A 21,448-nucleotide genomic window follows, 5' to 3' on the forward strand; every position below is an offset into this window, starting at 1 on the left:
GGTCGCCCCCGCCGTGGGCGGTGTTTTGCCGTCGCTGGCCGCCGCGATTCAAGGCGCGCCTGCGGCGGATCGCAGCCCACAGCATGCGCGTGCCCACGCATTTTCGGAACCCCCATCGCCCCCGCGTTTTCCCTTGCCCGCGCGCGCTCTCCTCATGGCAGAATGGTACGCACAACCATTTGAAAAACAAAAGAAATTTGGCGATCCGATCTCTCGATTTTCGAGATAAAAATCGCGACGCCAGGGAGGTGTTGCATGACGTTCCTGAAGTCCGGCTTGGCCGGCTTTCGGGGGGACCGGGCATGAACGATCCCGTGCCTCGTCGGGTGCCCGACGTACAAGCCGAGTTGAGCCGCGCCGCGCTCGACAGTGCGCCCTATGCCATGTTCGTTTGCACGGACGACGGCATGCTCGAGCGAATGAACGGCGCGTTCACGCGGCTGACGGGCCATCGCCCCGATGACCTGCTGGGCAAGCGCAGCTTCCTGTCGTTGCTCGATCCGTCCGAGCTGACGCGTCGTCGCCTGCCAGCGCTGGCCAGTCTGTCGGCCACCGAAGCGGTACCGTACGACGACGAATGGCATCTGCTCACACATGTGCGCAGCTGGCTGCCCGTACGGCTAGCGCTTTCCTGCGTCGAACATGCCCCCGGCGAACGACGCTGGGTGGGCATCGTGCTCGACCTCTCGCAACAGGTGCAGGTGGCGTCCCGGCTCTGGTACGTCACGCATCACGACCCGGTCACCCAGTTGCCCAACCAGACGCTGCTCAACGAACGGCTCGAACTGGCGATTCATCGGTGCGCGCGCCAGCAGGTCGGGCTGACGGTTTTGCTGGTCGAACTCGATCACCTGCGCCAATTGCGCAGCACCTTCGGTCCACCGACCGCAGAGCTGGCGCTGCGCATCGCCGCCGAACGCCTGCGCGAAGCCAGCGGCCCCGAAGACGCCCTCGCGTGCCTCGGCGGCAGCCGTTTCGTCATCGTCACCAACGAAACGGGCGACGGCGCGCGTCTGTTCGCCGCTCGAATTCAGGCACGGCTCGCCCAATGGGCCGACGTCGACCAGAATGCCGTCGCGCTCGACGCGAGCATCGGCTTGGTCAGCTATCCCGAACACGGCCATACCCCCGACACGCTGCTGCGCCGCGCCCACATTGCGCTGGGTATCGCCAGCGCCGCCGGTGGCGGATTGCGCGTCTTCAGCAGCGAGATGGACGCGCAGACGCGGCGGCGCAACGAACTCGAGAGTCTGTTGCGCGTCGCGGTGCATGAGCAGGCGCACACGCAACTGAATCTCGTGTACCAGCCGCAAGTCAGTCTGTCCGACGGCGAGATCCGCCACGCGGAAACGCTTCTGCGCTGGCGTCACCCGGCGCTGGGGGTCATCGGGCCGGCAGAATTCATCCCGATCGCGGAAACCTCGGGACTGATCCTGCCGCTGGGCGAATGGGTGATGCAAACGGCCTGCCGCGAGGCGAGCCGTCTGCTGCGGCGGTGCGGCCATCTGCCGCGCATCTCCGTCAACGTGTCGGCGCAGCAGTTCGCACGGCAGGACGTCGTGGGCATGGTCGAGCGTGCCCTGAGCGCGCATGCGCTGGAACCTCGCCACCTGGAGATCGAGATCACGGAAACCGTGCTGCTCGGGGACTCGAGCGCCGCGGTCGGTTGTCTGCGCTCACTGCACGACATGGGTGTCGAGATCGCCGTCGACGACTTCGGCACGGGGTATGCCAGCCTCGCCTATCTGACCCGTTTCCCCGTCAATCGCCTCAAGATCGACCAGACTTTCGTGCGCGACATGCTCACGCATGCCCACAGCCATGCCATCGTGAGCGCGATTGTTGCGATGGCCCACTCGCTCGGCCTGCGCGTGACGGCCGAGGGCGTGGAGACGCAGGCGCAGGCCCAGCGGCTCACCGAGCTGGGGTGCGACGAAGCGCAGGGATTCTGGTTCGCTCGGCCGGTCGACATGGGCGGCTTTTATCACATCGTGGCACCGCTGGGCAGCGGCGCGCGACGCTGACGCTCGCGCCGCCGTCACGCAATCCGTACCCCCGGCCCCGCTATTTCCGCAGACATGGCGTGTCAAGACTCGCGCGCGTCTTGAGAACGCGGTATGTTACGTCGCGAAGGGACTCCCCCGAACGACGTTGCAACGAGGATTATCGCCATGAAGACCAAAGCCGCCATTGCCTGGGAAGCCGGCAAACCCCTGACCATCGAGGAAGTCGATCTGGAAGGGCCGCGCGCCGGCGAGGTGTTGATCGAGATCAAGGCCACCGGCATCTGCCATACGGACTACTACACACTCTCCGGCGCCGATCCGGAAGGTATCTTCCCCGCCATTCTCGGGCACGAGGGCGCGGGCGTCGTCGTCGACGTTGGTCCGGGCGTCACCACCCTGAAGAAAGACGATCACGTCATTCCGCTGTACACGCCCGAATGCCGCCAGTGCAAGTTCTGCCTGTCGCGCAAGACCAACCTGTGCCAGGCGATCCGCAGCACGCAGGGCCGCGGCCTGATGCCGGATGCCACGTCGCGCTTCTCGCTCGACGGTAAGCCCATCTTCCATTACATGGGCACGTCCACGTTCTCTAACTACATCGTCGTGCCGGAAATCGCCGTCGCGAAGGTCCGCTCGGACGCACCGTTCGACAAGGTCTGCTACATCGGTTGCGGCGTGACGACCGGCGTGGGCGCCGTGGTCTATTCGGCGAAGGTCGAGGCGGGGGCGAACGTCGTGGTGTTCGGCCTCGGCGGCATTGGCCTGAACGTGATCCAGGGCGCGAAGATGGTCGGTGCCGACAAGATCATTGGCGTCGATATCAACCCGGGGCGCGTGGCACTCGCCAAGAAGTTCGGCATGACGCACTTCATCAATCCGAATGAGGTCGAAAACGTCGTCGACACGATCGTGCAATTGACCGACGGCGGCGCCGATTACTCGTTCGAGTGCATCGGCAACGTGACGACCATGCGTCAGGCGCTCGAATGCTGCCACAAGGGGTGGGGCCAGTCGTTCATCATTGGCGTGGCCGCCGCGGGTCAGGAGATCAGCACGCGTCCGTTCCAGCTGGTGACGGGCCGCGAGTGGAAGGGGTCGGCGTTCGGCGGGGCGCGCGGTCGCACCGACGTGCCGAAAATCGTCGACTGGTATATGGAGGGTAAGATCAACATCGACGACCTGATCACGCACACGCTGCGTCTGGACCAGATCAACGAAGGCTTCGATCTGATGAAGCGCGGCGAGTCGATCCGCTCGGTCGTGCTGTACTGATCGACACGTTTCGAAGGCGCTGTTCCGCCCGCGCGTCACGGGTGCCGGACGCACCGCCGTCACGACAAGGAGACGGACATGAAGACATGGACTTTGCCGCTCGTGCTCGCGGGCGCCATGATGCTGGTCGCGCTGCCGGAGGCGGCGTCGGCGCAGTCCGGGCAGGCGGTGATCAACGCGCCGGCCAACGTGCGCGCCGGTCCGGCCGTCGATTACCCGGTTGTCGCCCAGACCGGCGCGGGCATGCCCGTGACGGTCTACGGCTGTCTGTCCGATTACTCGTGGTGCGACATCGGCCTGCCCGGCGCGCGCGGCTGGATCTACGCGGCGCTGCTCAGCTATCCGTATCAGGGCAGCCCGGTGCCCGTGCTCAACTACGGCCCGATGATCGGGCTGCCCATCGTGACGTTCTCGATCGGCGCGTACTGGGGCAACTATTATCGTGGCCGGCCGTGGTATCACGATCAGCGCTACTGGCAACGCCCGCCTCCGCGACCGCGGCCGCCGGGGCACTACTATCCAGGTGCCGGACCGCGTCCGCCCGGGGGCCACTATCCCGGCGCAGGGCCGCGCCCACAGGGAGGCGGCGGTAGTGCGGGTCCGCGTCCGCCTGGTGGGGGGAATCGCGCAGACTATGACCGTGGGCGAGGCGGGGGACGCGCAGGCGGACAGAGCGGTGGACATGGTGGACGTCCGCCCGGCGGCGGTCCGGGGGGCGGTGGCCCCGGCGGTTCCAACCACTGACCCCGCCAACCGCGCGCGTCGCCCTGTCTGCGACGCGGCGGCCCTCGCACCACGGCTCCTCCATCCATGTGCCCCCAATTCAGCAGACGCTGTACGCACCTTGGGAAAAATCGCTTAAAATATGAGCAATTCCGGCCAGGCGGAGGCGCCGATCAGGCACCGATGGCCGGACCGCAGGACAGCGAGCCTTCGCCCGAACGACGCCACGGCGTCGAACGGGCACCCACCTTGCAGACCCACCCTTCTCCGATGTGCCACGGCGACAGTCGCCACGCACACGGCAGTCCGGCAGGATCCTCCGTAAGTCTCGATCGTGTTCGTCCCGCCCCGGTGCGCGTAGCGCGCGCCGTGGTTGCCTATCGTCTTGCCGCATCCGGCGCGCATCCCCATGCACGCTACCGACGGCCGACAGACCGGTGCCGTGCGCACCGGCGACGTTAGCGCAACGAGGAGGTTCGACTCACCCTGTGGTGTTCCGCCAGGCATGGGAACGAGCGGCCACAAGCCCGGGGTGCCCTTGCAGCCAGGTCGCGGGAGGCCTCTCCCGTGGATTCCCCGATGGCGCGCCACGCGAACGCCAGGGGCATACGTTGCAGGAACCTTTTGTAGGTCATGAGTCTTTTTCGAACCAAAAACATCGAGAACATGCTGGTCGCGAGCCGTACCGGCAGTCTCAAAAAGGTGCTGGGCCCGGTCGATCTGGTCCTGATGGGCATCGGCGCCATCATCGGCACCGGCATTTTCGTGCTCACAGGCACCGGCGCCCTCACCGCCGGCCCCGCGCTCACGCTCTCGTTCATCATCGCGGCAACCGCTTGCGGCTTCGCGGCCCTGTGTTACGCGGAATTCGCGTCGACGATTCCCGTCTCGGGATCGATCTACACCTACAGCTATGCCACGCTCGGCGAGATCGTCGCGTGGATCATCGGCTGGGATCTGATGCTCGAGTACGGGCTGGCCTCGTCGGCCGTCTCAGTCGGGTGGTCGGGCTACTTCCAGTCGCTCGCGGCAGGCTTCGGTCTGCATTTGCCCGCCGCCATCACGGCAGCACCCGGCAGCGTGCCCGGCATCACGACCTTCATCAACCTGCCCGCCGTGGTCATCATGCTGCTCATCACGTGGGTCCTGTCGTACGGCGTGCGTGAGTCCGCCCGCATCAACAATCTGATGGTGGCGATCAAGATCGGCGTCGTGCTGCTGTTCATCGCGGTGGGCGTATGGCATGTCAAACCGGCCAACTGGACACCGTTCATGCCGTTCGGCACCGGCGGCATGTTCAACGCCGCCGCGCTCGTGTTCTTCGCGTTCATCGGCTTCGACGCCGTGACGTCGGCAGCGGAAGAAGTCCGCAATCCGGGGCGCGATCTGCCCATCGGCATAATCGGCTCGCTCATCGTCTGCACGCTGCTGTATGTGGCGGTCGCCGCGATCATGACCGGCATCGTGCCGTTCGCGAAGTTCGCGGGCGTGGACCACCCGGTGTCGCTGGCGCTGCAATATGCCGGTCAGAACTGGATCGCGGGCTTCGTCGATCTGGGCGCGATTCTCGGCATGACGACCGTGATCCTGGTGATGACCTACGGCCAGACCCGCATTACGTATGCCATGTCGCGCGACGGCCTGCTGCCGCCGCTGCTCTCGCGCATTCATCCGACGCACAAAACGCCATTCGCCGGCACGTGGATCATTGGTGTGGTGTTCGCCGTCATCGCGGGCTTCGTGCCGCTGGGCGTGCTCGCCGAGCTGATCAATATCGGCACGCTGTCGGCGTTCGCGCTGGTGTCGGTCGCCGTGCTGGTGCTGCGTCGCACGCACCCGGACCTGCCGCGCGCGTTCCGCGTGCCCGGCGCCCCGGTCGTGCCGCTTATCTCCGCCGGTCTGTGCCTGTTCCTGATGGCGCACCTGCAAGCGACCACATGGGTCGCCTTCGTGGTGTGGCTCGTCATCGGCTTGGGGATCTATTTCACGTATGCGCGCCGCAACGCGCTGCTGCACAAGTCGCGCGACGCGCTTTCGGCGCAGTCGTAATCGCGCCGCTTGCTGTCCCGCCTCGCGCCCAGGCGCGAGCGCGCGGGCAGGGCCGGCTCAGCCGAAATTGCGATTGATCCACACGGCGCCGTAGCCTAGCGCGAACATGGTGAGCAGCAGCGGCACCGAGATGCGCAGTACCTGGATGACCAGCGGACGCGGCGGCAGATCGTCTTCCTCCGGCATCCGCGCCGCTTCGCGCAACGCACCGGTGCAAAGCGCCGCCGCAGCAACGCTCACGACGATCCAGAACGTCTGGTTGTACATCAGGGCGACGAGCAAAAGCGCCAGCGCGACGTTGCGGCCGTGATAGATCAGATTGACGGTAGTACGAAAGGATTGCGGCGACATGTCGGTATTGCGCCGGCGTGAGCACGGATGCTCCACCGGCGCCAGGGTTCTGGTTATTCGTCGTGTGACGTGCGGTATGCCGTTCGGCCTGCCGCCGCCTGCAGAATCTGCGCAGCGCTTATCCTGCCTTAACGGCCTTCGCGACCGCAGTCTTTAGCCTGACATCGCGTCTGTGTTCGCCACGCAGCAGTATCGGACGCGATCTCGAATGGACTGCCGCAGGCAACGCCCGGCGGTGCCCGACGTGATGTCGGGCGCCAGACGAATGCGGTATGCTCCCCCGCATGACTGCCCCCGCGCCTTCCCCTCTCCCCACCGCCGTCCCGGACATCGACGGCGCGCCCCGTCACGATGCGCCGACGCGAGCCGTCTATGTCATCGTGGCGCACCCGCGCTGGCGCGACTCTCGCGTCAATCACCGCCTGCTCGACGCCGCTCGCAGCATCGCAGGTGTCGACGTCAACGACCTGTACTCGACGTATCCCGACTTCAGCATCGACATTGCGGCCGAACAACGGCGCGTGGCGCGTGCCGACCTGGTCGTGCTCGTCCATCCGATCTACTGGTACAGCATGCCGCCGCTGCAGAAGCTCTGGCTCGACGAAGTGCTGTCGTGGGGCTGGGCGTACGGCCATGACGGACATGCGCTCGCGAACAAGGACTTCTGGCTCGTGGCGAGTGCCGGCGGGCCAAAGGCGAGCTATCGCCCCGAGGGCTACAACGAGCACGAGTTCTCGGCGTTCCTGCCGCCCTACGAGCAGATGGCGCGCCTGTGCAACATGCGCTTCCTGCCCCCGCACGTGTTCTTTGGCGCGCGACGCAGCGACGATGCCGCACTCGATGCCCACGTGAGCGCGTTTGCCGGCAAGCTCGCCACGTACCCGCAATGGCCCGAGCTGATTTCCATGGCGGACGCGCCCGAGTGTCAGGACATTCCGGTCGCGGATCGTCCGCGCTGCGCAACCGGCGTCGCCGACGTGGCCGGCACCACGAATGCAAGCTCAGGGAGGGCCGCCTGATGGAACACGTACCGGCCTGGTTGCTTGCCAGCCTGATCTACCTCGCCGCGGCGGTCATTGTCGTACCGCTGTCGCGTGCGCTGGGACTCGGCGCGATCATCGGTTATCTCGCCGCCGGGATCGCCATCGGTCCCTGGGGACTCGGTCTTGTCGCGCGCGTCGAAGACGTGCTGCATTTCGCCGAATTCGGCGTGGTGCTGATGCTTTTTCTTGTCGGCCTCGAACTGGAACCACGACGCCTGTGGAATCTGCGACGGCCGATCTTCGGATGGGGCTCGGCGCAGGTCGTCGGGTGCGCGGTGCTGCTCTTCGCGGCGGGCGTCGCACTCGGCGCGCCGTGGCGCATCGCCCTCGTCGCGGCCCTGGGCCTCGCGCTCTCGTCGACCGCGATCGCCTTGCAGGTGATGGCCGAGCGCAATCTGCTCGGCACCCCGAGCGGTCAGGCGGGCTTTTCGATCCTGCTGTTCCAGGACGTTGCCGCGATCCCGATCCTCGCGCTGCTGCCCTTGCTGGCCAATTCGTTCGACAGCCACGTGATGACCGGGACGGCGCGCGCGCTCGAAGCCCTGAAAATCGTCGGCGTGATTGCGGCGATCATCCTTGGCGGGCGGCTGGCGTTGCGCCCGCTGCTGCGCTGGATCGCCAACAGCCGCACGCCGGAGATTTTCACGGCGGCGTCGCTGTTGCTCGTCGTCGCCATCGCGACACTGATGCAATGGGTCGGCCTGTCGATGGCGCTCGGCGCGTTCCTCGCCGGCGTGCTGCTTGCCGAGAGCGAATACCGGCGGGAGCTGGAAACCGACATCGAACCGTTCAAGGGGCTTCTGCTCGGGCTGTTCTTCATTGCCGTCGGCATGAGCATCGACTTCGGTGTGCTGCTCGCGCAACCGCTGCGCATGATCGCCGTCGTCATCGGCTTCATGGCGCTCAAAGGACTGGCCATCTACGGGGTGTCGCGGTGGATGCAACTGCCCTATCAAGAACGGCCGATCTTCACGCTGCTGCTGGCACAGGGCGGTGAATTCGCCTTCGTGGTGTTCCAGTCGGCCGGACCGCAAGTGCTGCCTCCGGCGGTGTCGTCGTTCCTCATCGGCGCCGTCGCGCTCTCGATGCTGGTCTCGCCGCTGCTGCTCGTGGGCATCGACAAGTGGCTGCTGCCGCGCTACAGCGTGACGGGATCGCCCCGCATGGCAGAGATCGACGAGCCGCAGTCTGCCAGCGTCGTGATCTGCGGCTTTGGACGCTACGGGCAAATCGTTGGCCGCACGCTGGTGCCGCAGGGCGTTTCGGTGACCGTGCTCGATCACGATCCCGACACCATCGAGAGCCTGCGCCAGTTTGGCTTCCGGGTGTTCTACGGCGACGCGGCACGGCTCGATCTGCTGCGTATCGCGGGCGTGGCACATGCCCGCGCGGTGGTCGTCGCCGTGGACGATGTCGATCAGTCCCTGGAAATCGTCGACCTGTTGCGCGAACACTTCCCCGACGTGCCCATCGTGGCGCGGGCGCGCAACGTCGGCCATCTGTTCCAGCTTCGCGATCGTGGCGTCGAACACATTGAACGGGAAGTCTTCGAGTCGTCGTTGCGCAGTGCGCGGTCGGTGCTTGAAACCCTGGGCTGGCCGGCGGCCGAGGCGAGAGAGGCGGCGATGGCCTTCCGGCGCGCCAATTTGCAACTGACCGACGAGATGTATCCCGCTTACCAGGATCGCAAGGCAATGGTCGCCGCGGCCAAGGAAGGCCGCCGCCAGTTCGAAGAGCAGATGGCACGCGAGCGCGAGCAGCGTCATGCGCGGCGGCACGTCACGTTCGGTTGGGACGGCGAGCGCGCGCCTGACGCGGCCCCTGCCCCGACGCCCACCGACGCACTGGCGTCACGAACCCCGGACACGCCCGCGGCCGAAGACCGCCGCGCCTGATCGCCCGATCTCGATTCGTCGGACGAACAAAAAGCCGTCCCGAGGATTTTCCCTCGGGACGGCTTTTGACGTTACGGCGACAGCCGGCCGGCGATCAGCTGCCTTGGCTGACGTTCAGCTCACCTGCGGCGCGGGCACGCGCCAGTTCCTGCTTCACGCCAGCGCGCGTGGCGCTCGGGCCTTGCGAGGCGACGATCGGGTAGTCGACGTCGTTCTGCGGCACAAGGCCTTGCGCGCGTGCCTGGGCCAGTTCGGCCTTCACGTCGGCGCGGCTCTTGGTCGAGGCCGAAGCGACATAGACCGGATAGTCGGCGTCACCGTTCGGGATCAGCCCTTGAGCGCGGGCTTGTGCCAGATCAGCGAGCACGGCGGCACGCGTGAGCGGCTGACCTTGCGAGGCGATCTCGGGGTAGTTGTTGCCGTTCTCGGCAGCGTTGCTGGCCACAGCACCGAACGAAGCCACGGCGGCGATAAGGGCGATTGCGATGTTCTTGCGGTTCATTTTCTTAACTCCTGTCTAGTTTGCGACGACTTTGTTTTCAATTGCGCCGTCGATGGAAGGAAGTCTAGAACTCGCCGCCGAGATGAAAAACGCGATATTTGTCGAGGAACTATTGCGGCTTTCGATGAGAATCGACGCACCACAATGGGGCAATCGCGCTGCGACGAACACCGCTGCCCCCGGGAAACGGGGCGCAGCGGCGTCGTAAGCGCTGGGCAAACGTGCGGGTGGGGGCTCAGTCGACGAGCGAGGCGCCGAGGGCATCGAGCAACTGCTGGGTACCACGTTCGCGCGATCCCGCGTCGTCGTAGCCGTCCAGGAACGCGCCCTGCTCGGTCATGACGAGTTGCGTGCCGCCATCATGCGCACGAAGATCGATCGTCGCGAGCGACACGGAGATCTTGCGCGTATCCAGATGCATCTCGTAGGTGTAGACAAGCCGCGCATCGGGCACGACATCGAAGTACAGCGCGTCGAACGTGGACACCATGCCGCTTGCCCACTGCCCTTTCGCCACCTCGCGGCCGCCGGGGCGCACATCCATGGAGCGCTCGAGCAACGTCAGGCCATCGCTTCTGGCGAACCAGCGATCCTTGGCGTCGCGCTCGGTCAGCGCACGGTACACGCGCGCAGGCGACGCGGCGTACTGACGCTCGATGCGAAAGGTCGCATGCACCACACTGCGCTGCGTTGGCGCCTCCGCGTCGCGCATGACCTCGCGGCCCAGCTTATCGAGTGTCTGTGCCCAACCCTGACCGGCCCCAGCCGGCATCCAGGCGAACGCCGGATCGTGAACGGTGTAGCGCTGCTCGACATCCAACCGCGTGCCTTGCCCCACTTCCGTGAATTGCGCCGTCGTGCGCGCGCCGAACAGCGCCTGTCCCTTCGCGTCGGTCACTTCCATGTCGATCACCAGACGTGCCGGAGCGTCGATCTCGATGAAACGCCCGCGAATCCAATGCGACTCCCCTTCGGGCGATTGCATGCGCAGGTCGAAAACGCCACCCACGCGGGCATCGATCTTCGCTTCGGGCACGGTGTAGCCGGTCGGGCAAAACCATCGCTTCACGGCATCGGTGCGGGTCCAGGCGAGAAATACGGTTTCGCGCGTGGTTGCGTAAGTCCGACCAACGCTCAGCGGACTCGGCTGCGTTTCGGGTATGGCTTCACTGGCTGTCCTCATGAACTCCTCCTTCGGGCGGCAGGCTGGCCAGATACTCGCCCAATCGGTCGAGATGGCCCTCCCACTCGTGACGGCGCTGATGAATCCATCGCTCGGCAAGGCTCAGCGCCTGGGGTTCGATCCGGCACGTTCGCACGCGTCCGGCCTTTTCCGTTCGCACCAGCCCCGCACTCTCAAGTACGGCCAGGTGCTGCATGACCGCCTGCAACGACATCGCCAGCGGCTGCGCGAGCGCGCTCACCGACGCCGGCCCCTGCGCCAGCCGCGCAAGCATCGCGCGGCGTGACGCGTCGGCCAGCGCCTGAAAGGTCAGATCGAGGGTGATGTCATGGTCAAGCATGTACTTGAGTATAGGCGCTCAGAAAAGTAAAGCAAGGACTTTAGTATCAGAATCGTCAGGTAATAATGTGATGCTCGTTGCGCGGGCGCAGGCGGGCCGTGTGCTGGCGATGGAGGATTTCCCGCAGCGATTGCTCGATGGTCTCGGACATGGCGTTGAGCGCGAGATCGTTCGGCTCCAGTCCGAACGGCTCTTCGATTTCGGCACTGACCGCTTCGAGCGCGAAGAAGGTGTACGAGAGGAAGGCCACGACCACCGGCGTCATCGGGCCGATCGAATCGACCAGACCGAAGGGCAGCAGCAGACTGTAGAGATAGGTCACGCGGTGCAGGATCACGCCGTAAGTGAACGGGATCGGCGTGGTGGCGATGCGCTCGCAGCCGCCGATGGCTTCGCCGAGCCGATCCAGATGCATCTCCATGACCTGCGCGAGCGGCGCTTCGATCTGCCCGCGCGAGCGGCGTTCCCGGAGCCATTCGCCCGCCATGAGCAGGATCGCGATAGGCTTGAACTGCTTGCGGGCGAGGCAGGCTACGTCCGTTTTGTCGAGCAGCCGTTCGAAGTCGGCCTGCGGGTCCGTGCCGCGCAACTGATGGCGCATGCCGTGTACGAAGGCGATGAGATAGGCGACGAAGCGCGACGATTCCGAGGTATCGGACACCAGCGTCATCGACTGACGGGCCAGCGCGCGCGTCTCATTGAGCACGCTGCCCCAGAGCATCCGGGCTTCCCAGTAGCGGGCGTAGCTCGTGGTATTGCGAAAGCCGAGGAAAATCGCGAGCGTGATGCCGATCAGCGAGAACGGCACGAACGTGAGCGGAATCTTCCATTCGAAGACGCGTCCGTGGGCCAACGTGACGGCGATCGAGATGAGGGTGGTGAAAATGAGCTGCGGGGCAATCTTGGGAACGATCGAGCCGCGCACGACAAAGAGCATGCGCAGCCAGTTCAGATTGGGTCGGACGATCATGGGGGAATGGAGGCGCTCGCAAGCGCGGAAGGACTGGCTGTGGGGGGAGCCGTTGCGCCGGGATGATACGCCCATATCGGCCGGTTTGAAATGGTTGCAACCGATTGCAACATCGCTGTGCGCCGCCCGGACCGCTGGCGAAAATCGCATTACGCCGTCTTGGCGTACACCAGGACTCAATAACGATCATGAACGTCCCATACCTCACGCCTCACACCGCCGGGGGGACCGGCAAGCTACGCGGACTGGCGGCCATCGCGCTGCTGACCGGACTCGCAGGCGTGCTCGGCAGTCTGTCGGGCTGCGTGGTCGAACCGCCGCGTCAAGCGCCTGCGGCGCGCGTCATCGTGGCGCCGGACCCGCATACCGTCGCCGTGCAACGTCGCGAGCAGATCGACCGCCGTATCGGCAATGAATCGCGCGACATCGACAATCACGTCAACCAAGGCTATTACCCGCCGCCGCGCGGCTATGACTTGCACCGCCGCCTTGGCGCCATTGCGCAGGAAGCCCGCGACATGGCCGCGCAACACGGCGGCGGCCTGTCGGGCGACGAGCAACGCGCCCTCAATCAGGAACTCGATCAGCTGCATCGCATGATCGCTGGCTGACGTCGGCACGGCTGCCGTGATCCGCAAAGACAACGCCCGTCGGCCGTTAAGCCGACGGGCGTTTCAATGGCCTTGCCGGACAACCGTCACTTCACGGCCAATGCCTGCGCCAGCGTGACCGGGTCCTGGAAAATGCTCGAAAAGTCGAGCGCGCCGTGCCCGTTGGCCCGATGCACCTCGAAGATGCGCCGCGCCAGATCGCCGAGCGGGGTCGCCACGTCGCCCGCCACCGCCGCCCCGTGGGCGAGACGCAAGTCTTTCGCCATCAGATCGGTGGCGAAACCGCCGGTGTAACCGCGCGACGACGCCGCATTCTCCATCACACCCGGACACGGGTTGTAGACCTCCAACGTCCAGTTGCGCCCGGAGCTTTGCTGCATGACGGCCGAAAGCACCTTCGGGTCGAGTCCGTTGGCGATCCCCAGACGCAGCGCCTCACTCGTGCCCGCCATCAGAATACCCAGCAGCATGTTGTTGCACAGCTTGAGCGTCTGCCCCGCGCCCAGCGGCCCGCCGTGATGAATCGCCCGTCCCATGTTGCCGAGCAGCGGCCGCATGCGCTCGACGAGCGCCGCATCGCCGCCCACCATGAACGTGAGCGTGCCCGCGGCCGCGCCCGCCGTGCCGCCGGACACCGGCGCGTCGAGCAACGGTGTGCCCGGACGCGCGAGCGTCGCCAACTGGCGTGGAATTTCCGGTGGCACCGTGCTGCTGTCGATCAGCACGGCGTCCGGCGCGGCATGCGCGAGCACACCGTCCGGGCCATCGTACGCCGCGAGCACATGTTCGCCGGCGGGCAGCATCGTGATGACCACCTGAGCGTTGCGCACGGCGTCGGCAATCGAAGTGGCCGCCGTGCCACCGGCCGCCGTGAGTCGCGCGAGCGCCGCGTCCGACAAGTCGAAGCCGCGCACCGCGTGCCCCGCCTTCACCAGATTCGCCGCCATCGGCCCGCCCATGTTGCCGAGCCCGATGAAGGCGACACGCCAGGCATTTTGTTGCGTTTCCGTAGCCATCGTCTGTCTCCGAATCTCCGAAAGAGTCGTGCGCGTTACTTCAACGTGATCGTCGTGTTCACGCCCGCCGGGCCAGTGCCGCGCGCTTGCCAGCGTGCCGTCACGGTCTTGGTCTGCGTCCAGAACAGAATCGCCTGTTTGCCGTTCGGCCCCAGATCGCCCAGCTTCGACGCACGCGAGCCGGTGAAGCTGAACCAGGCGACCGGCACCGGAATCGGCAGGTTGATCCCGACCTGCCCAACGTCGATCTCGTTCTGGAACTGGCGTGCCGCTCCGCCATCCTGAGTGAACAGCGCCACGCCGTTGCCGTTGGGATTGGCGTTGACGAAGGCGATCGCTTCATCGAGCGTATCGACACCCGTCATGCACAGCACCGGTCCGAAAATCTCGTCGCGGTAGATCGACATGTCGGCCGTGACATCGTCGAAAATCGTCGGACCGACGAAGTTGCCATCGGGCGCTTCCTTGACGGTGTGGCCGCGGCCGTCGAGCAGCAGTTTCGCGCCCTCCTCCACGCCGGCGCCGATGAGCTTCTCGACGCGCGCACGCGCCTGCTTCGACACCACGGGGCCGAGATCCGCCGTGCGGTCCGAGCCCGGACCCACCTTGAGTGCGCGCGCACGCGCCACCAGCTCAGGCACCCACGCGCGCGCTTCGCCCACGAGCACCGCCACGGACGTGGCCATGCAACGCTGCCCCGCCGCACCGAACGCCGCGCCCAGCAGGTGGTTGATGGCCTGCTCGCGATCCGCGTCGGGCAGGATCACGCAGTGGTTCTTCGCGCCCATCATCGCCTGGCAACGCTTGCCCGCCTCCGAGGCGCGACGATAGATATGCGTGCCGACATGCGTCGAGCCGATGAACGACACAGCCTTGATGTCCGGGTGATCGCAAATGCCGTTGGCGATGTCCGGCCCGCCATGCACGACATTGAGCACGCCCGGCGGCAGGCCGGCTTCGAGCGCGAGTTCGGCCAGGCGCAGCGACGCGCTCGGATCCTGCTCCGACGGCTTGAGCACGAACGTGTTGCCGGTGGCCACCGCCAGCGGGAACATGAAGCACGGCAGCATCACCGGGAAGTTGAACGCGGTGATCCCGGCGCACACCCCCAGCGGCTCGATCAGCGTGTAGACGTCAACGCCGCCCGCGGCGTTCTGCGCGTACTCGCCCAACTGCAGCGAGGCAATCGAGCATGCGTGTTCGACGACTTCGAGGCCGCGCCCGACTTCGCCTTCGGCGTCGGGCAGCGTCTTGCCGTGCTCACGCGTGATCAATTCGGCGAGTTCGCCGGTGTGCTCGCGCAGCAACTGCTGGAAGCGCAACATCACGCGCATGCGGTTGGCTTGCGACGTATTGCGCCAGCCCTTGTAGGCCGCCTTGGCCGACGCCACAGCGGCATCGAGTTCCTCCGTCGTGGCAAACGGCACGCGTGCGACGACTTCCTGCGTGGCCGGGTTCACAACGTCGCGCCACTGCGAGGACTTCGACTCGACGCGCTTGCCGTCGATCAGCAGCGGAATGGTGGGTAGGGACATGACATGCTCTCCTGATGGAAACGAATGCGAGGATTCGGGGGCGAAAAGACTGCGAATGACTTCAGGGTTCGGTGGAAGGCGGGCTACGGTGAATGACCACGCAGCGCCGCCGGCAATTACAAGATAGGCAATCGCAGCGAGGCCTGCGCCGCGACGATCCCATGACGATCAAGCGTCGCTCACTTTGCCGCCGTGCTCGTCTTCACGAGCGAGCATGTCGATTTCGACAACGGCTGGAAGGCTTCCGTCGCGGGCACCGTGGCGACCTTGGTGTAGTAGTCCCACGGGCCTTTCGACTCGGCCGGCGACTTTACGCGGAACAGGTACATGTCGTGGATCACGCGCCCGTCCGGACGGATCGAGGCGTTGTGCATGATCGGATCGCGAATCGGCATTTCCCGCATCTTCTGCGCGACCACCTTGGCATCCACGCTCTGAGACGCCGCCACCGCGCGCAGGTAATGCAACACGCTCGAATACACGCCCGCCTGCACCATCGTCGGCTTCAGATCCTTGTACTTTTTCTGGAAGCGGGCCGACCAGACACGCGAGGCATCGTCCTGATCCCAGTAAAAGCCATCGGTAAACATCAAGCCCTGCGCCGTGTTCAGGCCGAGCGCATGAACATCCGACAGGAAGACCAGCAGCGCCGCCAACTTCTGCCCGCGTTGCACAATGCCGAATTCGCGTGCCTGCTTGAGCGCGTTGACGGTGTCCTGCCCGCCGTTGGCGAGCGCCACGACCTGTGCCTTCGAGCTTTGCGCCTGCAACAGGAACGACGCATAGTCGGACGCATTGAGCGGATGTCGCGACCGTCCCAGGACCGTGCCGCCGAGTGTCTTCACGATGTCGGCGGCGTCTTTCTCCAGGGAGTGCCCGAAGGCATAGTCGACGGTGATGAAGTACCACGATTTGCCACCGTCACCGACCACGGCGCGCGCGGTTGCCGCCGACTGCGAGTAGGTGTCGAACATCCAGTGAAAGCCCGTGGGCGAACAGTCTTCGTTCGTCAGTCGCGTGGTCGCCGGCCCCGAGAACAACGTCACGCGTTGCTTGTCCATGGCGATCTTCTGCACCGCCAGGGCGGCCGCCGAGTTCGTGAGATCGGCAATCGCATCGACATTGTCGCGATCAAACCATTCCCGGGCCTTGTTGGCGGCGACGTCGGCCTTGTTCTGGTTGTCGGCCGACACCAGCGCAATCTTCATGCCCTTGCACTCGGCCGCCAGACAATCGTCGATCGCCATTTGCGCGGCCGCGACCGAGCCGGCACCGCCCATCGCCGAATACGGTCCCGACATGTCGGTGAGCACGCCCACCTTCACCGGGCGGTCCGGCAACTGCGCCATCCCGGCCATCGACATCAACCCCAAGCTCGCGCCGAATCCCAGCGCGAGCAACCACGGCTTGATCTTCATCGCTTTGTCTCCTTCAGGTCTTGTATGCGTTCGTCGTCGCCGTCTATGCGCGGCGCTCATGAATTGTATTTGTGCGAATTTGCTTTACATAGCGAATATATGCATCTACTTTGTGCACAAATACACATAGGAGAGAGCGTAATGGTTCGCACCGCCGCGGCACGACCGTCGGGCATCGCTGGCGCTTCGGGGGCGGAGCCGCGTCCCGACTGGGACGACTTGCGCTACTTCCTGGAGGTCGCGCGCACACAGCGCGTGAGTGCGGCGGCGCAACGCCTGGGGGTCGATCACACGACGGTTTCGCGACGGGTGCGCGCGCTGGAGCACTCGCTCGGCACGCTGTTGTTCGACAAATCGCGCAACGCGGGCTTTGCCCTGACGCCCGAGGGGCAGCAGCTCCTCGTCTACGCGGAGCAAATGGAGACCACGCTGCAATCGGCGTGCGAGCAGGTGGCGGGGCTCGGGCAAACGCTCTCGGGCCACGTTCGTATCGGCTCGACGGAAGCGTTCGGCACGTACTTCGTCACGCCGGTCCTCTCACGCTTTCAGCGCGAATACCCGGCGATCGCCTTCGACGTGCTGCCCGTGCCGCGCTTCGTGAGCCTGTCGAAACGCGAGGCCGATCTGGCGATCACCATCGAACGCCCCCAGCGCGGGCCGTATGTGTGCAGCAAGCTGTGCGACTACCGTCTGCAGTTGTATGCAACGCCCGGTTATCTCGCGCAATACGGCGACGTCGCGACGTTCGCGGATCTGTCCGGACGCCGGTTCATCAGCTATGTCGACGAACTGACGTTCAGCAACGAGTTGCGTTATCTGGAGGACATCGTGCCCGGGGGCAATGTCGTGCTGCGCAGCACGAGCGTCATCGCCCAGTATCAGGCGGCATTGCAGGGCGAGGCGCTGGCAATCCTCCCGTGCTTCATGGCCGCGCAGGACGCCCGGCTGGTACCTCTGCTCGTCGACGACGTGGTCGTCACGCGCAGTTTCTGGATCTATTGCCACGAGGAACTGCGCTCGCTCAAGCGCATTACGGTGCTGTGGGATTATTTACGCGACGCCGCCCAGCGCAATGACGCCCTGTTGCAAGGCCAATCGGGACAACTGCGGCTGGTCTGATCGCGATCAGCGAATCTTGCGTTGCTCGGCGTCGATCACGGCGGGAATGGCCGCGCGCATCGCTTCGATGAAACGGCGCAGCCGGGCAGGATAGTACTTTGCGTACGGGTAGAGGAGGTACATCGGCAAGGCCGTCGAGCGCCATGGCGGCATGAGCTGGATCAGGCGCCCCTGCGCCACGTCCTCGGCCATCAACCACGCCGAACAGACTGCCACACCCAACCCGCGTAATGCGGCACTGCGCAATGCGTAGAGGTTGTCCGTGCTCATGCGCGGATCGAATGTGACGCGGGCCGTCTCGTGCGTTTGCTCGTGCGTGAGCGTGATGTCGTTGCGGTAGAACGTGGTGAGCGAGAGCCACGGCAACGAGGCCAGGTCCGAGGGGTGCGAAGGCAACGCACGTCCGCGCAGCAGGTCGGGCGACGCCACGACGATGCGCGGCACGTCGGTCAATGAAATCGCCACATTCGACGGGTCGCGCAGTTCGCCCACGTGAATCGCGCAGTCGATGCCTTCCGCAATGAAATCGGGCTCGCGGTCCTGCAAGAACCAATGCACCTTCATCCCGGCATAGCGCTCTAGAAAGTCCGCGAGCGGGCCGATCATCATTTCCTGACCGAACGCGTGGGGCACGAGCACGCGCAAGGTGCCCTCCGGGTCGTCGCCGGTGCCGCGCAGATCGGCTTCGAACGCCTCCCAGCTCGTCACCAGTTCCTTCGCCCGGACGAAGCAACGCTCACCGTCCTCGGTGAGCTTCATGCGATGCGTCGAGCGTTGCAGCAAGCGAAGTCCCAGCGAGCGTTCGAGCATCTGCAAACGCCGGCTGACAGTCGGCTGCGTGGTGCCGAGCAGCGCTGCGGCGGCCGACAGACTGCCAGCCTCAACGATGCGCACGAACGTCTGCATCAGCTCGACGCGGTCGGCGCCGCCGCCTCGGCCGGCGGGCGCATCGGTACCAAAGGCAGGGGGATGAGGGGGCTCTGTCATACGCAGCACGTATAAAGGTTGTACGGATTATAGGCCTACCACCGCACTGCACCAAGCGCGACACTACGCCCCGTACCTTGCTATTGGAGCCTCACCTTATGAGTTCTGCTCAGATTTCCAACGCCGCCGGCGCGAGTCAAGCCACCGCACGGCCGCAGCCCGAGTTGTCTGCCCGGCTGATCCTGCTGCTCGCGACGGGCACCGGCCTGACGGTCGCCTCGCTGTACTACGCCCAGCCGATGCTCGGCATCATGACCGACGACATCCACGCCGCCAACACGACCGTAGGCTGGGTGCCGACGCTCACCCAGCTCGGCTACGCGCTGGGCATTCTGCTGCTGGTGCCGCTCGGCGACATTATCGACCGGCGTCGTATCGTGCTCGTCAAGGGCGCGATTCTCACGCTCGCGCTGCTGCTGGCCGCCTTTGCGCCGGGCATTGGCACGCTGCTCGCCGCGAGTCTGGCCATCGGGCTGACCGCGACGATGGCACAGGACATCGTGCCCGCCGCGGCCGCGATCGCGCCCGAATCGATCCGGGGCCGAGTCGTCGGCACCGTGATGACCGGACTGTTGTTGGGCATTCTGCTCTCGCGCGTCGTGTCCGGCTTCGTGGCCCAGAACTTCGGGTGGCGAGCGATGTATGTCGTCGCCGCTATCAGCGTGGCCGGTTTCGGCGTGGTGGCGTGGCGCGGCCTGCCGTCGTTTCATCCGACGACGCAGATGACCTATCGCCAATTGCTCGGCTCGGTGGTCGGCCTGTGGCGTCGTCATCCGGCGCTGCGCCGGGCGGCATTGGCGCAGGGCCTGCTGTCGGTCGGCTTCAGCGCCTTCTGGTCGACGCTCGCCGTCATGCTGCACGACGCCCCGTTCCATCTGGGCGCGGCGGCGGCGGGGGCATTCGGTCTGGCAGGCGCGGCCGGGGCACTCGGCGCACCGCTGGCCGGTCGCATCGCGGATCGCAAGGGGCCGCAGATCGTCACCCGTCTTGGGGCGAGCCTGGTGGCCGTGTCATTCGCCGCGATGCTGTTCGCGCCCATGCTCGGCGCCCATGCCCAACTGTGGCTGATCGGTCTGGCCGCCATCGGCTTCGACCTGGGCGTGCAGGTCGCGCTGGTCTCGCATCAAACCATCGTGTACGGCATCGAACCCGCCGCCCGCAGCCGTCTGAATGCCGTGCTTTTCGTCGGCGTCTTCATCGGCATGTCGATCGGCGCGGCACTCGGTGCTCAGGCATTGGCGCACTGGGGCTGGACGGGCGTCGCGTCGCTCGCCACGCTGGCGGCCCTCGCCGCGCTCGCCGTGCGACTGTGGCCCGGCACGACGTCGGCGCACTGACGCGTAGCCTGCCGCTGACGACGACAGGACAACGACACGCAGGCCGCCTCCCTCGGGAGGCGGCCTTGTCGTTTGACACGCCGGGCAAGTGCATGGCGCCCACAACGTTCAGCCAGCAGCCTTGGCGGCACAGGCGCGCACCTGGTCGTACAAAGCATCGATGTCGATGCCGTCGAGCTTCAGGCCGAAGCGTTCCCGCAGCACTTGCGCGAGTTGCGCCGCCGACGCAATGTCGGTTTCCGCCACGACGTCGCCTTGCGCCGAGCGCTCCGTCAGCGTTGTGTTGAGTAGCGAAATGCGTCCGAGCGGCAGCACACGGCAGACGATGAGCTGATTTCGGAAGATGGAATCGGGCGCGCTCGACGTGTACCAATTGCCCAGCTTGTAGTCGATCCACTCGGCGGGTTTCGGCGCGAAGCGATAAACAGGCAACCACTTGTCGGCGGAGCGCACGCTCAGGCGGTACTCGCTGGGTGGCCCGCCGTCCTCCGTGCGAACCGTCTCCAGTCGGAACGTTTCCAGCAGGGTCGACTGGGGTTGCGCCGAATGCAGGCGCAGCGGCGCGGTGAGCGTGACGGAGCCGAAACCCACATCGGCCAGCCAGGCCTCGCCGTCGAGATCGACGCGCAGCAGCATGTGCGTGAGTGGCGCTTCCCCATCAAACGAGCGCCCCCACACGACGCGTCCGATCAACGGGGTGACGACAAACCCGAGATGGGTCAGCGCGTTGGCGAACAGCGCGTTCTGCTCGAAGCAGTAGCCGCCGCGTCCGCCATCGAGCAACTTGGCAACGACCGACGGCAGCTCGACGTCGACCGGCTGGCCACGAATCGGATCGAGATTCTCGAACGGAATGGCCAGCGGATGGAGCGAGTGGATGGCGCGCAGAACATCGAGCGTTGCTTCACGCGGGCCGGTGTAACCGATGCGCTGAAAATAGCGTTCCGGATCGAAGGGGTGAGACATGCCTGACGTCCTCTTGAGGGATGCGGACCTACGCAGAGCCCATACGTTAGCGCATCCGCCGCGTCTTTGCGCAATGCCATCGCGGCGACGAGGTGAGCGGGCGATAGGGCGACGCCGAAATGCGC

19 protein-coding genes are annotated in these 21,448 nt (G+C 65.7%); 9 read left to right on the forward strand and 10 right to left on the reverse strand.

The features are described 5' to 3' along the window. The first annotated feature begins 302 nt into the window (after nt 1-302). The 4 genes from OYT13_RS21110 to OYT13_RS21125 all read left to right on the forward strand — a co-directional run bounded on the left by OYT13_RS21110 (nt 303) and on the right by OYT13_RS21125 (nt 6,050). The gene (locus tag OYT13_RS21110) at nt 303-2,024 is read left to right on the forward strand and encodes a putative bifunctional diguanylate cyclase/phosphodiesterase (RefSeq protein WP_268566887.1); all 1,722 of its coding nucleotides are present in this window, start codon (nt 303-305) and stop codon (nt 2,022-2,024) included. A 147-nt stretch (nt 2,025-2,171) separates the two neighbouring features. Continuing rightward, complete coding sequence (locus OYT13_RS21115; RefSeq protein WP_017231523.1) at nt 2,172-3,278, forward strand: S-(hydroxymethyl)glutathione dehydrogenase/class III alcohol dehydrogenase; 1,107 nt, start codon at nt 2,172-2,174, stop codon at nt 3,276-3,278. A gap of 78 nt (nt 3,279-3,356) precedes the next feature. Next, nucleotides 3,357-4,022, forward strand: coding sequence for an SH3 domain-containing protein (locus tag OYT13_RS21120; RefSeq protein WP_268566888.1), 666 nt, complete (start codon nt 3,357-3,359; stop codon nt 4,020-4,022). Between the two features lie 612 nt (nt 4,023-4,634). Next, a complete protein-coding gene (locus OYT13_RS21125; RefSeq protein WP_268566889.1) occupies nt 4,635-6,050 on the forward strand; it encodes an amino acid permease in 1,416 nt (471 codons plus the stop codon). 57 nt (nt 6,051-6,107) lie between these two features. Here OYT13_RS21125 and OYT13_RS21130 read toward each other — a convergent pair whose 3' ends face one another. Continuing rightward, complete coding sequence (locus OYT13_RS21130) at nt 6,108-6,401, reverse strand: hypothetical protein (protein ID WP_017234838.1); 294 nt, start codon at nt 6,399-6,401, stop codon at nt 6,108-6,110. A gap of 284 nt (nt 6,402-6,685) precedes the next feature. Between OYT13_RS21130 and kefF the strand changes: the two genes are divergently transcribed. Together kefF and kefC are read left to right on the forward strand one after the other, a co-directional pair. Beyond that, entirely contained in the window at nt 6,686-7,420 is a 735-nt protein-coding gene (gene kefF / locus OYT13_RS21135) for a glutathione-regulated potassium-efflux system oxidoreductase KefF (protein WP_157211512.1), read from the forward strand. Continuing rightward, nucleotides 7,420-9,339, forward strand: a complete 1,920-nt coding sequence (kefC, locus tag OYT13_RS21140; protein ID WP_268566890.1) for a glutathione-regulated potassium-efflux system protein KefC — start codon at nt 7,420-7,422, stop codon at nt 9,337-9,339. Before kefF ends, kefC begins: the two co-directional genes overlap by 1 nt. A 94-nt stretch (nt 9,340-9,433) precedes the next feature. Here the strand turns inward: kefC and OYT13_RS21145 are convergent, their stop codons facing one another. The 4 genes from OYT13_RS21145 to OYT13_RS21160 all read right to left on the reverse strand — a co-directional run bounded on the left by OYT13_RS21145 (nt 9,434) and on the right by OYT13_RS21160 (nt 12,334). Further along, on the reverse strand, nt 9,434-9,841 hold the full coding sequence (locus OYT13_RS21145) for a DUF4148 domain-containing protein (RefSeq protein WP_017234835.1): 408 nt from the start codon (nt 9,839-9,841) through the stop codon (nt 9,434-9,436). A gap of 235 nt (nt 9,842-10,076) precedes the next feature. After that, nucleotides 10,077-11,024 (reverse strand): SRPBCC family protein, encoded by a 948-nt coding sequence (locus OYT13_RS21150; protein WP_017234834.1) that lies wholly within the window; start codon nt 11,022-11,024, stop codon nt 10,077-10,079. Beyond that, on the reverse strand, nt 11,008-11,364 hold the full coding sequence (locus tag OYT13_RS21155) for an ArsR/SmtB family transcription factor (RefSeq protein WP_017234833.1): 357 nt from the start codon (nt 11,362-11,364) through the stop codon (nt 11,008-11,010). The genes OYT13_RS21150 and OYT13_RS21155 overlap by 17 nt, the downstream gene beginning before the upstream one ends. 55 nt (nt 11,365-11,419) lie before the next feature. After that, on the reverse strand, nt 11,420-12,334 hold the full coding sequence (locus OYT13_RS21160) for a bestrophin family protein (RefSeq protein WP_017234832.1): 915 nt from the start codon (nt 12,332-12,334) through the stop codon (nt 11,420-11,422). Between the two features lie 188 nt (nt 12,335-12,522). On the opposite strand from OYT13_RS21160, the gene OYT13_RS21165 reads away from it, so the two are divergent. Then, complete coding sequence (locus OYT13_RS21165; protein WP_268566891.1) at nt 12,523-12,945, forward strand: hypothetical protein; 423 nt, start codon at nt 12,523-12,525, stop codon at nt 12,943-12,945. 86 nt (nt 12,946-13,031) lie between these two features. Here OYT13_RS21165 and mmsB read toward each other — a convergent pair whose 3' ends face one another. The 3 genes from mmsB to OYT13_RS21180 form a co-directional block, all read right to left on the reverse strand. Further along, the gene (gene mmsB, locus OYT13_RS21170; protein ID WP_268566892.1) at nt 13,032-13,961 is read right to left on the reverse strand and encodes a 3-hydroxyisobutyrate dehydrogenase; all 930 of its coding nucleotides are present in this window, start codon (nt 13,959-13,961) and stop codon (nt 13,032-13,034) included. Between the two features lie 35 nt (nt 13,962-13,996). Next, nucleotides 13,997-15,496 carry a CoA-acylating methylmalonate-semialdehyde dehydrogenase gene (locus OYT13_RS21175; RefSeq protein WP_017234829.1) on the reverse strand — a complete coding sequence of 500 codons (1,500 nt, stop codon included), beginning with the start codon at nt 15,494-15,496 and terminating at the stop codon, nt 13,997-13,999. Nucleotides 15,497-15,675: 179 nt separating this feature from the next. After that, nucleotides 15,676-16,914 (reverse strand): ABC transporter substrate-binding protein, encoded by a 1,239-nt coding sequence (locus tag OYT13_RS21180; RefSeq protein WP_442796429.1) that lies wholly within the window; start codon nt 16,912-16,914, stop codon nt 15,676-15,678. Between the two features lie 141 nt (nt 16,915-17,055). Here OYT13_RS21180 and OYT13_RS21185 point away from each other — a divergent pair, with 141 nt between their 5' ends. Further along, nucleotides 17,056-18,033, forward strand: a complete 978-nt coding sequence (locus OYT13_RS21185; protein ID WP_017234827.1) for a LysR family transcriptional regulator — start codon at nt 17,056-17,058, stop codon at nt 18,031-18,033. A 6-nt stretch (nt 18,034-18,039) separates the two neighbouring features. Here OYT13_RS21185 and OYT13_RS21190 read toward each other — a convergent pair whose 3' ends face one another. Continuing rightward, nucleotides 18,040-19,020, reverse strand: a complete 981-nt coding sequence (locus tag OYT13_RS21190) for a LysR family transcriptional regulator (RefSeq protein WP_083902361.1) — start codon at nt 19,018-19,020, stop codon at nt 18,040-18,042. A gap of 98 nt (nt 19,021-19,118) precedes the next feature. Between OYT13_RS21190 and OYT13_RS21195 the strand changes: the two genes are divergently transcribed. Continuing rightward, the gene (locus tag OYT13_RS21195) at nt 19,119-20,357 is read left to right on the forward strand and encodes an MFS transporter (RefSeq protein ID WP_268566893.1); all 1,239 of its coding nucleotides are present in this window, start codon (nt 19,119-19,121) and stop codon (nt 20,355-20,357) included. Between the two features lie 108 nt (nt 20,358-20,465). On the opposite strand, the gene OYT13_RS21200 is transcribed toward OYT13_RS21195, so the two are convergent. Further along, entirely contained in the window at nt 20,466-21,323 is an 858-nt protein-coding gene (locus OYT13_RS21200; RefSeq protein WP_017234824.1) for an arylamine N-acetyltransferase family protein, read from the reverse strand. Nucleotides 21,324-21,448: the final 125 nt, after the last annotated feature.

Source organism: Pandoraea sp. XJJ-1 (genome assembly GCF_026802345.1).
In the GTDB taxonomy this organism is placed as follows: domain Bacteria; phylum Pseudomonadota; class Gammaproteobacteria; order Burkholderiales; family Burkholderiaceae; genus Pandoraea; species Pandoraea cepalis.